Source organism: Marinomonas sp. MED121 (genome assembly GCF_000153025.1).
GTDB lineage: Bacteria > Pseudomonadota > Gammaproteobacteria > Pseudomonadales > Marinomonadaceae > Marinomonas.
Genome location: NZ_CH672435.1, coordinates 62,921 through 78,346 on the forward strand (window position 1 = coordinate 62,921; position 15,426 = coordinate 78,346).

The following is a 15,426-nucleotide window of genomic DNA, read 5'->3' on the forward strand; positions in this document are numbered from 1 at the left end:
TTATGAGAGCTTTCGCTCTCAGGCCTCCAATTCTGCAAGTAAATCAATAAATTCCGCGTCTGTAATATCAGCGTCAGGAAAGTCTATGGCCGTTGCACGACCCGTACTTGGGTGGCAACAATGCTCAATCAGCAAGACCAATTCATTCATATAGTTCTCAGCGATCTCAGGTACACAGGCATAAAGGTTATGGCTGTTTTCGCTATTCTCCTGCTGATTTAACGCTGGGTAGGTCCATTCAAGATGTAACTCACCTGACAAGATCACCGCATTAATATCTAAAACATGAGGTCGTAGCGCCGTCGCCGCTTTCATTCCAGGGCATAAAGGCGTGGATAATGAGAACGGGCTATCCCCCGCCAATCCGTCTTGTTGTCCTAAATAGTTGAAGGACACAAAACTGTGACTTCGCTCATTAAAGATTTGTTTAAAGCTTGGCTTGGCTGCAGCGTCTTGTGAGCCAGTGTCAGCGCCAGAGAGACTTAAATACCTTAATAGGCCGTATTCCAAGCCTTTTTCCGGTAGACGGCGCAGCTGCTCTTTGTTGTGAATTAATGCGGATTCCCAATCCACCACGGCAGACAACTTCTGTGGGAAGCGGCTAGTAAACCAGCCAATACTGGTGGATAAATCCAAGTCACTGTCACCCGATTCTCGTCCATGACCTTCAAGCTCTATGGTCACATCTGGCAATTGCTGCCATTGGCCTAGCACTTTTGCCAAGGCAGTCAGCAATAGTTCTTGCACACGGGTCTTGTAGGCCACATTGGCATCACCTAGCAATTTTTGAGTGAGTTCTTGGCTTAAACTCACACTCACCTGTGCGCTGTTTTCGTAAGAATTATTGGCATCCACTTGCGGTAACTCAGTTTGAATCTGAGCGGCCCAATAAGCGGTGGCAGCTTGCACATCCAGCTGGCTTGCGCGCTCAGCTAGGTAATCTTGCCACTGGTCAAAACGCGCCACATCTGGAGCGGAAAAGGCGTTCGAATGGTTAGATAACGCAGCTTTATAAAAAGCATGAAGATCTTGTAGCAACACCTGCCAACTAACCGCATCCATAATCAAATGATGGGCAACACATAAGAGTTGCTTCGATTTTGACAGCCACACAAATTTAACAAGAGGCGCTTGGTCGAGTTTAAAATCAGATTGCAGTGAGGCCAGTACAGGGCTATTTACATCCTCTGCGTTAACATCATCGCCATCATATTCCTGAACTAAGCGCTCACCCCAGTTTGACTCAATTGGCTGATAAACCTGCTGCCAAGCAGCAAAGGATGGCTCTGATCCTTTAGAAAAGGCCAAACGTAAGCTTGGGTGACGCTCTATCAAGGTCAAAGCCGCTGCACGTAAAGCAGAAATATCCAAATCGATATTAGCGTCAAGCAGAAGCGATTGATTCCAATGGGATAAGCTTTCTTGTGGTCTATCGCCTTGCTGCTCAAAGAACCATGCTTGTATCGGCGTAAGTCCGAAAGGCTCACTAGGAAGAATAATTTTTTGTGATCTTGTTTCAGCCTTAGCTGATGTCGCCTTAGCGGTATTCGCCTCTAGTGCTGCAAGCGCTAGCTCCGCCATGGTTTGATGTTCAAACACCTGCTTTGGTGTCAATGCAATGCCAGACGATTTGGCTTTCGCTATAATCTGCAAACTCAGTATTGAATCGCCACCGACTGCAAAAAAGTTATCCTTTGCGGTGAGATTTGGCTTTCCTAACACCTCTTTAGCAATTTCAAGTAACGCCTTTTCCAGCTGGCTTTCTGGCTTTTCAGGTGTTTTTGCCACCAAGGCAAGCTCGGCAACAGTTTGATGCTCAAAAATGGCTTTAGGTGTGAGAGTGATGTCTTCTTTTTTCGCCTTGGCAATAATCTGCAAGCCTAGAATCGAGTCACCACCATTTGCAAAAAAGTTATCATGTATGGTTAGCGCAGGCTTACCCAGCAAGGTTTGCCAGATAGTCAGTAAGGCACTTTCTGTAGGTGTAAGTGTTGATGCAAGTGATGAGCTTTCGCTTGAATTAGCTTCAACAAGATTGGCCTTTTCAATATAAGCATCGGCATCAGGTAAGGCTTTGCGATCTAGCTTTCCGTTTCCTAAAAGTGGCAAGCGCTCTAGCGGGACCCAAACAGCAGGTACCATATAATCCGGCAATTCAGACTGCATTCTAGCTTTAAGAGAATCCAGCTTTTCATTAATATAAGAAGTCTTACCTTCTCCTTCTCCTTCTCCTTCTCCTTCTCCTTCTCCTTCTCCTTCACCAACTACTATATAAGTGACGAGTCGGTTATTTTGCCTTTCATCAGGCACATTCAGTACGACAGCATCATCAAGGTGCTGCTTCAGCCAAGCTTCCACTTCTCCTGGCTCAACACGATAACCTCGAATCTTAATTTGAAAGTCGCTACGACCAATAAAGTAAAGCACTTCACCCACTTGCTTCACCCTATCGCCCGTACGATACCAAGATCTGCCATCAACCTGATGGAAGCGCTCTTTTGTTAATGCGGCTTGGCCAAGATAGCCATTTGCTAAGGTCGGACCAGAAACGTCTAATTCACCTGCAAAGCCTTGCGGCACAACTCGCCCACACGCATCAACCACTCGTGTTCCTACGTTCGCTAAAGGTCGTCCTAGGGCAATGCTCTCACTCAATAGATCAAGCTTTTGAGCTACGACGCCAATAGTCGTTTCAGTCGGGCCATAGTGGTTAAAAATAGACATGGTCTTTTTACGGACAGAGACTTTGGCAACAAGCTCTGGCGAGATGGCTTCACCACCAAGAATCAGAGCTTCATTCGGTAACCACTCTGAACGCGCTGTTGCCAGCAAGATGCCATTTAAATGAGAAGGCACAATTTTAAGGCAATCCACTGGAGACGATGCTAACTCTTCTGCTAGGGCTTCAGCATCAAAGGCTAAATCTTCTGCTAGCAAACGCAGGGTACGACCACTCAACAATGCCCCGTAAATAGCGGTATAACCAAGATCCGCACCATTACTGGCAAGGGAAGCTAAGCTTGCCTTCTCAGTTAATTGCAAACGATCCAGCACACCAGTGACATAGTGAATCAAGTTAGATTGACTGACTTCCACGCCTTTAGGTTGCCCAGTTGAGCCTGAAGTGTAAATCACATAAGCCACATCCTTTTCACTTGGAAGCAGGCTTTCAGCCAAAGCATCTGTTTGCGAAAGGTCGCCCCTATCTTGAGAAGAAAGAGTAGATTGAGAAGAAAGAGTGCTCTGAGAGGAAAGCATGGTTTGATTTACCCAAAGGCAGGCTTTAGGCAACCAAATTGGAGCAACTATATTTTCTGAACTTTCTGGGCTTTCAGTGTTTTCTGAATGCTCAAAAGCACCCTCATCTTGGCCCACTACCAGCACTAGCTCTGCATCTTGGCAAATAAACTGCAATCGACTATCCGGCCACTTGTGGTCCATCGCCACATAGGTCGCCCCTAAACGCCAACAAGCCAACATAGCGACAAGCTGCTCAACACTTCGCTCTAAACAGATACCGACACGTTTGCCGGAGTTAACCCCTTTTTGCTGTAAAAACACCGCAGTAAGATCAACCTTTTGCATCAAGTCAGCATAACTAAGGGTCTGATTTTCACTTTTTAGAGCAATATTATCTGGCTGTGTTTGAGCAATGTTTGCAAATGCATTCCATGCTGTGTCTGTCACTGGCGCAAGTGTTTCACCCACTAATACCGAAGCCGTATCAGCGGTCGCTAAATCCAGATGATTTAAAGGTTGTGACGCATCTGCAAGCAGCTGATCGATAAAATGAAGAAAGCTATCACGAATACTTTCAACGGTTTCACGACGATACAAGCTATTGCTGTAACGCCATTTACCAAGAAAGCCAGTGCGACTATCGACAACAACTAGGTTCAAATCATGGGCGGCACCGCGCTGCTCTGCTAGCAGCTCGGCCTCCACGATACCTTGCATGCCTGCTTCTGGTCTCTCGTGGTTTAGGGTAAACATATGCTGGAAAACAGGTGATCGACCCGCTTCACGCTTTACGTCTAATTTTTCGACCAAGGCAGAAAATGGATAGCCTTGATGCCTCATTACCTGCTGTGTCTGCTCATCCACTTGCGCGACCCAAGCCTCAAAAGACTGAAGCAAATCAGGTCGACACCTTAGGGCTAATGGGTTAACCAAATAGCCAACTAGACGAGCATCTTCTGAGGACAAACGACCAGAACTTGGGGTACCAATAATAAAATCATCTTGGCCAGATAAACGCCCCATAAACCATTGAAACGCAGACATAAACCAAACATAAGGCGTCACTTGTAATTGACGACATTGCTGTCGTAATTGCGCCCCTTGAGATTCGGACAGATTAAATTGAATCTCTTCCCCGTCTGAGCCCGTTTTAGCACTATGAGGAAAGTCTGTCGGTAAGTTGAGTTGCGGTAAATCGGCCAATTGCGCGAGCCAAAATTGCTCTGTCGCCTCTCCTGTTAAAACACTTTGTTGCTGTTTGGCACACCAGTCACGATAACTTATGGTTTCAACAGACTGAGCATCTAGCTTATCAATGCTTTGGACACCTAATAATTGCACCAGCTCCTGACGCAAAACTTCGAATGACATAAAGTCCGCTGCGATATGGTGAATCACCATGGTGAAGTAAAGCTGCTGCTCATCACTTAAGGTGTTGGCTAATAAGGCTCCACGACACACTTGCCCCTCATCCAGCTTTAACGCCTTGTCCGCTTCACGGGAAATCCAGCCATTAATTTGCTTTTGATTGGCATTATTTAGCGATAGTACAGACAAACTATGGCTATTTTCGCTGCTCTCTATAGCTTCTATACCTTGCTGGCTATCTGGCGCTGCCAACCATTGAACAGGATCCCCATCTCGCTCCCCATAAGGGCTACACAAAATAGGATGACGCTTTAATAATTCAATAAAGGCTTGCTGAACTGCGTCAATCGTTACACAGCTATTCAACTTGATTGCGTAGGCCATGTTATAAGCCGCACTCTCAGGTGCCATGCGATGTAAGAACCAAAGGGATTTCTCATTAAGCCCCAAAGGTCTAGGTGCAAAATAATCTGGCTGCTGAGTAAGCGCCTCAATAATAAGGTCTTTATTAGTCCGTATTTGAGCAAGGAGCGCTTGATCCATGACGCCTTTGGCGGCTTTAAAGGTTAGCTTGCCTTGGCTTAGCGTTAAGGTGACGCCTTTTAACCAACACTCTCTAAGTAATGGAAGGACGGCTTGAGTGCTGTTTGTCTGAGCTCTGCTTGTTTGAGCACTGTTTTTTTGAGGGCTATTTTTTTTAGCGCTGTTTATTTGAGGGCTATTTTTTTTAGAAGACATGATTAAATCTCCCCCTCAAGTAGGCATTCTTCTTCATTTACCTCTAGATCCACTTGATGAGACTTCGAACCGCTTTGTGTCGATGCAAGATAGGTCGCCAACGCTTTGGTGGTTGGATATTGCCAGATTAATTCCGCTGATAGATCCAGATTTAGACGCTGAGACAGCTCATGGGTTAATGTCATTGAATCAACCGAATCAAGCCCTGTTCCAGCCAATTTTTGCTCTGGGTTCACATCATCCAAAGCAACTTGCAAACGCTGTGCGATCCAATAACAGATCCAGTGAGAAATCGACGCTTCATTACCTGACATCAGCTCAGGCTCATTCGATTCCTTTTCCTCAATCGCAGTATCCGCTTCGCCATCCATCTGCCATTGCGCCACTTGAGTTAACGCACCTTGCTCGTATAGATCACGATTTTTAAGGCGCTGAATTTTACCTGAGGTGGTTTTTGCTAATGACACAGGTTTGATTAACACCACAGCAGACAGGCTAATGTCATACTCTTCAGCAACCGCTTGGCGAATACTTAAAATAATGTCTTCATAGTTTTTGTTGCGCATGCCTTGGCGAGTGACTTCTTGCACCAAGACAACCTTATTATCTGTTGTTTGGAACACAGCCCCACCATGTGGCGCTAGGTCTTTATCAACCACCTGTACGCTTGCTTCTATATCTTGAGGGTAAAGATTACGGCCATTAACAATGACGACTTCTTTTGCTCGACCACTGACATAAAGCCAGCCATCTAAAATGAAGCCAAGGTCCCCCGTACGAAGGTAACCCCCATTTTTGTCAACAACATCCTTTGTGGTTTGCGAATAAAAAAGTACGTCATTATTGAATACCTCAGCGTTCACTTCAGGCTTGTTCCAATACCCCTGTGCTACGCTAGCACCGCGAATCCAAATCTCGCCCACCCTGTCATCTGCAAGCACTTGCTTTGTTTCAGGATCCACAATAGACACCGCCATCTGATCATTTAAACGGCCTGAGGAAGGAACATCTACCAGGTTTTCAAACAAGTCTTGCTCATTTAAATCGCCTTCCTTAACCCTTACCAATCTGCCTTTTTGCAACGCCGCCTTATTAAGCTGAACATTTCGATAAGACTGATCAATGGCCGTTGAAGTCACAAACAAGCAGGTCTCTGCCATGCCATAACAAGGCTTTAAAGCATGCTTAGACAAACCACACTCAGCGAAGGTTTGGTTAAATTTTTCCAAAGTCGCTGTATGTATCGGCTCTGCGCCATTTACAGCAAAACGCCAATGACTTAAATCTAAAGTTTGCTTCTGCTCTTCACTGACTCGTGCAACACAATGCTCATAGATAAAATTCGGCCCGCCGCTCAACACGGCTTTATGATCAGAAATCGCCTTAAGCCAAAGGAAAGGGGCTTGCAAAACAACAGGAGGAAGGAGCAACCAAACAGAAGCACCAGCACACATTGGCGCCAAGACAAAGCCCACAAAGCCCATGTCATGATACATAGGCAGCCAACTCACGATATTTCCGCACTCAGTCAATGAGAGCTCTTGAACGATTAGCGCGGTATTCTGTATTAAATTACCATGCCCTAGCATCACGCCTTTTGGTGAACCGGTGGAACCAGAACTGTATTGAAGATAAGCCACCGTCTCAGCATTAATATTTGGCATAACCCATTGTGCTGCTGAGTTTATCGCCTCTTCACCCACCACAAATTGATGACAAGCTTGGTCACTCTCTGCCAACCAAGCTTTCACCTGATCATTATGTTCAGCACTACAAAGCGCGAGACTTGCATCGGCATCTTTTAAAATACTGGTTAAACGCCCCCAGTCACGGCGACGCTGTTGCGGTGCATAGGCTGTTACAGCAATCAGCCCAGCATAAATACAACCAAAAAAGCCCACTATATAGTCGATACCATTTGGCATTAACAACATAGCTCGATCGCCTGGCTCAGATAGCGCCCTCAACTCAACAGCCATAGCACGAGCACGTGTACTCAACTGCGCATAGCTAATCGTTTCAGCGACATCAGAACCATTCGCCAACAAGGTAAAACAGGTTTTATCACCATTAGAGCTTACTTGGTGCTCCAATAGTTCGATAAGATTTGAATAAGAAGGGGTATCAATCAGACAATCCTGATCCATGAAAACGCTCCTACGACCTCCTTTTCTTTAGAGGTCAGTGTAAAAATGACATTGGTGCCCTGATAACTTGGGCTTTAAATACTTAAAATCTGGACAAAGTTCGGCATCTATTGGGCTATTGATTAGACTCAGCCATCGCCACAACCACTTTACGCTCACCTTTAAAGGTGCCTCGGGCATGGGCTGTCAACATGTTATCCAGCATCATTACGTCACCTTCTTCCCACAAGAATTTCACCTCACAGTCATCCATCACTTGGCGCACATGATCTAAATCCTTTTCATCAATGGCACTGCCATCGCCGTAATAAACATTACGCGGCAGGTTCTCTTCACCCACAATCGAGATCAGGGTTTCACGCACATGGGGCTGTAAATTAGAGACATGGAAAAGATGAGCTTGATTAAACCAGACTTTCTCCCCTGTCCTTGGATGAGTGATAGTGGCTTGGCAGACTTGACGAGTACGTAATTCATCATCGTTTAGCCATTCAAATTCAATTTGATTTTCTTTACAGAAGGACTCAACTTGCGATTTGCTTTCTGTGTTGAAGGCTTTTTCCCAAGGCAAGTCCAGACCGTTGCCGTAATTACGAACATACATTAATTTCTTCTGTTCAAAACGGGCACGAATATCAGGGTCGATTAAATTATAAATTTGACGGCTATCGGCAATCGGTGTTTCGCCCCCCTCTTCTGCCACTTTCAATGAGCAGAACCAAATTCTCATTGGCCAACTTAAGGTATAAGCCTGCTCGTTGTGCAAAGGAATCACTTGATGAGAAGGATATTCTGTTGAGGTATATACTTTACCCTCCACGTTGCTACGAGGTGTCGAGGCATAGTCGTAACTTAAGAGCTCTTCACCAAAAGCTTTAGCAAACTCTTGAAAATCCTTTTCCCCAGTAATTTGAAATCCACGTAATAACACGCCACCTACTTTTTCCAACTGAGCGTCGATCACTTGCTTAATATCGGCAAAACAAGTACGCCAGTCCGCCTCTGCTCTAGGCTCTATCACAAGAGGCAAAAGACCTTGGCCTTCCAACTGACAAGTAGAAACACTGCTATCAACCATTTTTTCTTTCTGAATTAGCATCAAAAAACCCTATCAATCTAAAAAATATTTTTCACAAACTCTTCTGCTACTTTTGCTATGTACCAGCATCTAAATGGATATCAGGAGGCGATCATACACAATTTATTCAAAAAACAGAATAAGATTGATTATTATTTGCATTTAAATTATAAACAACACCTCTAATCTCATTTGCATTAAATGTTATTTTTAAATACTCGTTTTTATGGAACAAAATACGGAGAAAAACATGAGCCTTGATAACCCAAACACCACATTCAGTGTCGTCGTTAACAAAGAAGCGCAATATTCAATATGGCCTGAATACAAAGAAATTCCTGCTGGGTGGCGCGAGGTCGGTAAACAAGGGAAAAAAGAAGAATGTCTGAGTTGGATTAAAGACAATTGGACAGATATGCGCCCTAAAAGCCTTCAAGACGCAATGGCAAACCAGTGAGCTAAAACATGATTACGCAGCCATTGCACTCAGTTAGAGCAACATTTTCTAAGTGAATTTTTTATAGTTTGGAGACACAGTGAATTACACCAATAGCGAGATCGTCGTACCTAAGCACGATCAAACAATGTTATCGATCAAGGGCTCAAATAAAGAGCCATTAAATCTAAATGTATTTTTAGAGCAACCTACCCGCGCTTTAAAATCAACTATTCACTTAGAGAATCAAGAAAATAGAGAATCAAACGCGCGTAGTTATCCTCGACGTATCCCTTTAGCCCTAACCAGAGGCCAAGGCATATATTTACAAGACACTGAACAACAAGTCTTCATTGATGGTTTAGCGGCTGCTGGGACCTTAGCTTTAGGTCATAGCCATCCAGAAATCGCAGAAAGCATTACGCAAACATTAAACAGTGGCGTACCTCTTCAAACACTGGATATCACCACCCCAGTAAAAGAAGAGTTCATCGACACCTTGTTTCAACTACTGCCACCTAACATGGCAAAACAAGCACGGGTGCAGTTTTGCAGCCCTTGTGGCGCAGATGCCGTAGAGGCCGCGATCAAGCTTGCGAAGACAGCAACAGGGCGAAATACCATTATTGCGTTTTCTGGCGCTTATCACGGCATGACCCAAGGCACGCTTTCTATTATGGGTAACCTAGGGCCTAAATCTGCGATTGGCGCCATAGTGCCTGATGTCCAATTTATGCCTTACCCTTATGCACCGCGTTGCCCATATGGCCTTGGCGAAGACGGCGTAAAAGCCAGCTTAAACCAGCTTGAAACCATGCTAACTGATCCAGAATCTGGTGTACTAAAACCTGCGGCAATCATACTTGAAGCCGTACAAGGTGAAGCCGGTGCGATTCCTGCAGACAACGAATGGCTAAAAGGCCTTAGAAGACTCACTCAACAGCATGGCATTTTACTCATAGTTGATGAGGTGCAAGCTGGCATGGGAAGAACGGGTGAGATATTTGCCTTTGAACATGCCGGCATCGAGCCTGACATTATCGTATTATCAAAAGCGATTGGCGGCGGCCTACCAATGGCAGTCATAGTCTACAAGAGTGACATTGACCTTTGGAAACCAGGCGCACACGCCGGGACGTTTAGAGGTAACCAACTCGCTCTTGCAAGTGGTCGTGTGGTTATGCGCCACCTGTTAGAAGAAAACCTTCACCTGCATGCAAGAGACATGGGCGCTAGACTAAAGACCCATTTAGCCAAGATCACAAGCCCACTAGTAGGCAATGTTCGTGGTCGCGGCCTTATGCTTGGGGTCGAAATAGTTAACCCTCTCGCAGAAAAAGATAGTCTTGGGCAATACCCAGTGGATGGCGAACGGGCTAGAGCAATACAACAAGAAGCCCTCAAGCTAGGTTTAATCGTCGAACTCGGTGGCCGCTTTGGCTCGACTATCCGCCTGCTTCCTCCGCTGATCATCAAAGAGGAAGAAGTCGATACCATTGCAGAAAGGCTGGCTGAAGCGATTGATATCGTTACCCTTAAAACCACCTGATGAGCTGGTTAAGTGAGGTTTTAAGGCAATCTTAAAACAAAGAAAAAGTGCTCTCCTCCACTTGCCGCTAAGTAGTTTTATTTAGCGGCTTCACTCTAAAGCTAGAACTAAACATCACTTTGGATAAGTACCGTCATGGATGAGCATAATAGACATGATTTCGATCGAAGTGATCATGCTAGATAAGATGTACAAACAGCATATGCAAATAGCTAAGGCTATGGAGTTTAGTGCTTTATTGGATGACACCTGTATTAGTCCGTTTTAGGGGATTTGGTAGAGTGATCAACGAGAGCACTAAATCCAACACCACCACAAATATTTTTTATTAAGTTTAAATAAATACAAGTTTAATTAATTTGTCAGCGTCTGGATTTTACGGCGTAATCAGTAAAAACTTTACCAAAGGGCTCTAAATATTCATTATTTTGAGGAATATAAAAACCCAGCCTACTATTAAATTCGCTTGGGGTTAAATTTTCCCTCTCATAAAGCTCATATAATACTTCTACAACATGACACCCGAATGTTGCCTCAATTTCCCTCGATATATCTGCCTCATGTCCAACCCACACTGAGTGAACTCCTAATTTCACATAATGAGGATGTTCATAAACAAAATTAAGATAAGCTCGTAAATGATTAAATGATTTTTCTTTAGCGTTCCAAATTAAAGTCCATAACATGTGTTTAAGTAAAACAGCATATTCAATCTTTTCTTCAAGATTATTTATCCAATCGAATACTTTATTTGAATCTTGAAAAGTAATGGAAACTTTTTTATGTAGCTCCCAAATTTCTTTAGCGAACCTGACATCAACTAAATTTTGAAATACTTTTACAACATCATGTCCAACAAGTTCGCTTACTTCTGCTCTGGAGTGAATTCCAGAAGCTGGAATCAAGCGAGATTTGACAAAATAAAAAAACGAGCAGTTACTACAATAGCCGATACAACCACTAAATGAACACCAATCAACCCAAGGAGTTAAAGCACCTTTACAAGACTCACAATTGGGGTTGGTCCATTTTTTAATGGAATTACTTTTTGGGTTAAATCCTTGAAGAATTCCCCATTTTACTTGATTCATCGATTTCACCTATAAATAATACACTCGTGTATTTTGAATACTGTCGAGAAAGTTTACAAGAATAGCCATTAATAATTATGAATAGCTCATTGCTATAAAAAAATTTTAAATAAAATTGACTAAAACCTATATTGGCGGGTGTTTGCATTACTTACTGGATCAGAAAAATTTAAGATACCCAAGGACAGGGCCACTGATCAACCATCAACAAGGAGCGTTACAATGGAACAAGTTTTACTGCTATTAATGGATCTAGTTGGAATGGGTGTCACGATAAGCTTTCCAGGAGATTAAGTTAAGTATTAATAGTTAAACCACTTAAAACTGTATATTTATACAGCACATTAATTTATTAGAATGATTCATTTACAGCGTTTACTTGCTATCAAAGCGCGCTTCATTAGAAATGAATTTAAAACTTATAGTTGACAAGAAATAATATTGAGTCATAAATAAAAATCGAATATGTTAACAAAAAAGGATTTTTATATGTGCTCAGATCCAAAACAAACCGCGAATACCCCACAATCAAAGTTTGTAAAACAATGGTTTCGACCATTATTTCAAAGTGTAGAAACAAAGCAGTTTCACTATGACCTGATTACCAAAAGAGTGTCTGATATAAAAAAGAAAAGAGAGCTTTGGAAAGATCATTCCACGTACTTTGATTCGTTTAGTTTCTATTTCGATGAAAGATATAAAAAGGTTAGCTTTTACGAATTATTCTCTGAGCCTGCATTACAAAGATTAAAGCAACATTTGGCTTTAACAACCTCTCCAGTTGCAATGTGGAAAAGTGTATCTCAGGATACGTTACTTTTTAGAGATATATCTAAAGTAGTCGATGTGATTTACCGACAAAGCTTGTTTACGACATTCATTGATTCCAACGTAGTAAAAGTTAATGTCTTTACTAATTGGATTACTAACTACCCCTTAAAGACAACATCAATGGTGTTAGCTACACCTTTTCATTATCTTTTAAGCAATGATAAAAGTCAGTTTATTGATAGCCACAAGAAAGGTCTAATGATGTCTTTTTTACCCGTATTTCCGCTTATAACTGGTGCTTGTATAAATTGGGGATTTAAAAAAGCAGCCTTTAGAACAATCGACTTCGCCTCAAATAAATATCAATTAACGCCTCAATCAGTCAAATTCCTTAAATTTCCAATTAGGCTATATTTTTGGGGAGCGGTAGGTATAGGATTAATGCAATTTATAACTACTGAATATGAAGCTATGAGGCTAGCACCGAAGTATTCACCTTCAAAACTAAATGAAAAATATCTTACAAAAGCCATTATGCCTAAACCAACAACCACTGCGGCGGTACCTAAAGACCCATTGACAGTTTAGCTAAAAGGCTTTTCCTGTGATCGGTTAGTTCAAACTACCAACTTAACTTTACTAGAAGCTAGAAACCAAAAACACCCCAGCTAAGGGGCGTTTTTGTTTAACCGTCTAGCAAAACACTTAGGACATCCAACCTAAAATCTATTGAACCTTGGGATTATAGAGTGGTCAAATTTAAAAAGGGTGTCCATGGAAGAAGTTTGCATTAATAGAATCAATCGGCATTTTTATTCTCCTTTTTATTTGTATTGTCCCAATTTTTCCCCCAAGCTGCTTCACCACATTGAGTACAAACATAATCCCCTGTAGAAGCATCTCGATCATATTCTTTTTCTAATTTTGGGTGCTCACAAGGCTTATCACCCCAATTAAGTCTAAGTTCATTAGATGTTTTCGCTTGCATATTTATCTCCTTGAATATAAGTCACTTTATTAATTGGTATACCAAACTTCAAACGGAAAGAAGTGAAATCAATTTCTTCCATCTACTGTAGAAGCGTGTAAATGTACTATATATTTCCGAAAATATACCAGTGTTAGAGAAATGAATACACATCCATTTAACAATTTAATTAACACTCTCTCAAAGAGCGAAAAAAGCAATAAAAGATCGTTTTCATTTACTTCCCAAGCACTATGTATCGGATTCAACTATTAATTATGCTTAACTTAGTCTTCGTCGCAATCCTGACATTCGAATTCAGGAGTACTTTCCAGTTGAGCCCCTCCAGTTAAGCTAGTGACCTCAACATTAGTAACCACACTTCCTTCCATGCCAGAAGTATAAGTAACAGTTGCAGAGGCTTTTACATTTTCAGCTGTATCTTCAGCAATTAATGTTGCTTGGTATTCTGTAACATCTTCTTTAAATATTGGTGGTGTAACTTCTTTGGCTTCACCTGTTTGAGTAAAGCCATCTAGCTCAAAAGTTTCTCCGTCAGAATTTTTAAATTCAAGAGATGTCGTCTGTTCAACAGTAAATGACATTATGGTCGTCCTTAATTATAATTTTTTGAATACACACTTTAGATGGGGACCTTGTAATTAGATTCAAGTCAGTATTCATTTTAAAACTTCCTTAACACAAAACGCCCCTGCTAAGGGGCGTTTTTGTTTACTCGCCTAGTGTCGGTCCGGTGGCTTGTTTTATATTGTTAATCACTCCATCTACCCAGACTGGGTGCTTTTGTAGTTGGCTGATTTGGATTTGATAACCTCGGATGAGTCTTACCATATCCATGGCGTCTGCTTGAGGGGGGATGATGACAACGGGCTCACTCAACTTCATAGAGCGGACCATGGTATTTAAGAATTGGAGTTTATCTATATCATCATGGACAGCCATTCCTAATTAACTTCGATCTGGCAACATGAAGCACTTGTTAAGTACCTTCTCGTTCAGTTAAATCATATTGATGAAGTACATAAAGACCTAATAAAAGCAGTACAACACTTAGAGGGAGCCAATTCAAAACACGCCATAATCCAAACCAATCTGTTGGATCAATTGCCCACTGAAAATTTATCTTTGCAAGAACATCAAGAAATGATATTTCAATCCATGTATCTGTACGGAGGTATTTGTAAAGCTGAAAAATCAATACCCCAGGTGCAGATAAAGTTATTAATACACCAGAAGTAACATGAAAGAGTCTATCAAACTTAGTTCTTTCTTTAGACACGCATTCTCCTTGAATAGCTTAAAAATTAATATGAACCATAACTATTCCCACATATATTATTTACATGGACATCCATCAGTAATTACATGGACACCCAACCTAAAGTCACTGTGCACCTGGTTCGGTTCTTTTCGCAATTTCTTCATGGTTGCGAACGACACTTGCTATGATTTTTTCTAAGTATGACTCTGCAAACTCAGGATCAAGCCCATATTGCAATGCCAGTTCGTTGACTCTTTTAAACTGAATGGATTCACGATCACCATCCTTTGCAGGCAACCCATTTTTCGCTTTATATTGCCCTACTCTATTGGTAACTTTAAATCGCTCAGAAAACATAGCGACAATTGCGTTATCGATATTGTCGATACTCTTTCTCATATCTTCCAATGTTTCCATTATTACTCCTCTGACGCTTAACGTTCGTTTGAGCATCTCACTTTATCAAGACATTGCATTCTAAAAGAGATTAAGTACAACATCATCTGAATTTTATTCACTTCATCATTTTTAACGATTTATACTTGAGAGCCTGACAAAAAACCAAAGTTAATGACTAATTTTAAGATGTTTTTTTAGTATTTCAGAGTTTAGCCGGAAGCGATTCTCGCGATAACGATATGATTAGTTTTATTAATTTATGTTTTTGAGAATAAAATAAAGCTTAAGTATGAGGTTAATGCGTTTAAGGATTGGGGTCAGTGAAATATCCAACGCCCCCATTTTATCTGACCTAATTAC

12 protein-coding genes are annotated in these 15,426 nt (G+C 42.0%); 3 read left to right on the forward strand and 9 right to left on the reverse strand.

All coding sequences use genetic code 11. The features are described 5' to 3' along the window. Positions 1-18 precede the first annotated feature (18 nt). The 3 genes from MED121_RS22530 to MED121_RS22540 form a co-directional block, all read right to left on the reverse strand. Positions 19-5,346 carry a non-ribosomal peptide synthetase gene (locus MED121_RS22530; RefSeq protein ID WP_009836126.1) on the reverse strand — a complete coding sequence of 1,776 codons (5,328 nt, stop codon included), beginning with the start codon at positions 5,344-5,346 and terminating at the stop codon, positions 19-21. 2 nt (positions 5,347-5,348) lie between these two features. Next, complete coding sequence (locus MED121_RS22535; protein ID WP_009836127.1) at positions 5,349-7,493, reverse strand: AMP-binding protein; 2,145 nt, start codon at positions 7,491-7,493, stop codon at positions 5,349-5,351. 115 nt (positions 7,494-7,608) lie between these two features. Then, positions 7,609-8,592 carry a TauD/TfdA family dioxygenase gene (locus MED121_RS22540; RefSeq protein ID WP_009836128.1) on the reverse strand — a complete coding sequence of 328 codons (984 nt, stop codon included), beginning with the start codon at positions 8,590-8,592 and terminating at the stop codon, positions 7,609-7,611. Between the two features lie 229 nt (positions 8,593-8,821). Here MED121_RS22540 and MED121_RS22545 point away from each other — a divergent pair, with 229 nt between their 5' ends. Continuing rightward, positions 8,822-9,028 (forward strand): MbtH family NRPS accessory protein, encoded by a 207-nt coding sequence (locus MED121_RS22545; protein ID WP_036181718.1) that lies wholly within the window; start codon positions 8,822-8,824, stop codon positions 9,026-9,028. Between the two features lie 79 nt (positions 9,029-9,107). Beyond that, positions 9,108-10,556 (forward strand): diaminobutyrate--2-oxoglutarate transaminase, encoded by a 1,449-nt coding sequence (locus MED121_RS22550; protein WP_207382865.1) that lies wholly within the window; start codon positions 9,108-9,110, stop codon positions 10,554-10,556. Positions 10,557-10,918: 362 nt separating this feature from the next. Here MED121_RS22550 and MED121_RS22555 read toward each other — a convergent pair whose 3' ends face one another. Beyond that, positions 10,919-11,647 (reverse strand): hypothetical protein, encoded by a 729-nt coding sequence (locus tag MED121_RS22555; RefSeq protein ID WP_009836132.1) that lies wholly within the window; start codon positions 11,645-11,647, stop codon positions 10,919-10,921. A gap of 489 nt (positions 11,648-12,136) precedes the next feature. Here MED121_RS22555 and MED121_RS22560 point away from each other — a divergent pair, with 489 nt between their 5' ends. Then, complete coding sequence (locus MED121_RS22560; protein WP_036181721.1) at positions 12,137-13,006, forward strand: hypothetical protein; 870 nt, start codon at positions 12,137-12,139, stop codon at positions 13,004-13,006. 211 nt (positions 13,007-13,217) lie between these two features. Here MED121_RS22560 and MED121_RS22565 read toward each other — a convergent pair whose 3' ends face one another. The 5 genes from MED121_RS22565 to MED121_RS22585 all read right to left on the reverse strand — a co-directional run bounded on the left by MED121_RS22565 (position 13,218) and on the right by MED121_RS22585 (position 15,084). Next, complete coding sequence (locus MED121_RS22565) at positions 13,218-13,406, reverse strand: hypothetical protein (protein WP_009836134.1); 189 nt, start codon at positions 13,404-13,406, stop codon at positions 13,218-13,220. A gap of 266 nt (positions 13,407-13,672) precedes the next feature. Continuing rightward, a complete protein-coding gene (locus MED121_RS22570; protein WP_009836135.1) occupies positions 13,673-13,990 on the reverse strand; it encodes a hypothetical protein in 318 nt (105 codons plus the stop codon). Positions 13,991-14,117: 127 nt separating this feature from the next. Continuing rightward, positions 14,118-14,348: a hypothetical protein gene (locus MED121_RS22575; protein ID WP_009836136.1), complete on the reverse strand. Its 231-nt coding sequence runs from the start codon at positions 14,346-14,348 to the stop codon at positions 14,118-14,120. A 37-nt stretch (positions 14,349-14,385) separates the two neighbouring features. After that, positions 14,386-14,685: a hypothetical protein gene (locus tag MED121_RS22580; RefSeq protein ID WP_009836137.1), complete on the reverse strand. Its 300-nt coding sequence runs from the start codon at positions 14,683-14,685 to the stop codon at positions 14,386-14,388. Positions 14,686-14,790: 105 nt separating this feature from the next. After that, positions 14,791-15,084, reverse strand: coding sequence for a chorismate mutase (locus MED121_RS22585; protein WP_009836138.1), 294 nt, complete (start codon positions 15,082-15,084; stop codon positions 14,791-14,793). Between the last annotated feature and the right edge of the window lie 342 nt (positions 15,085-15,426).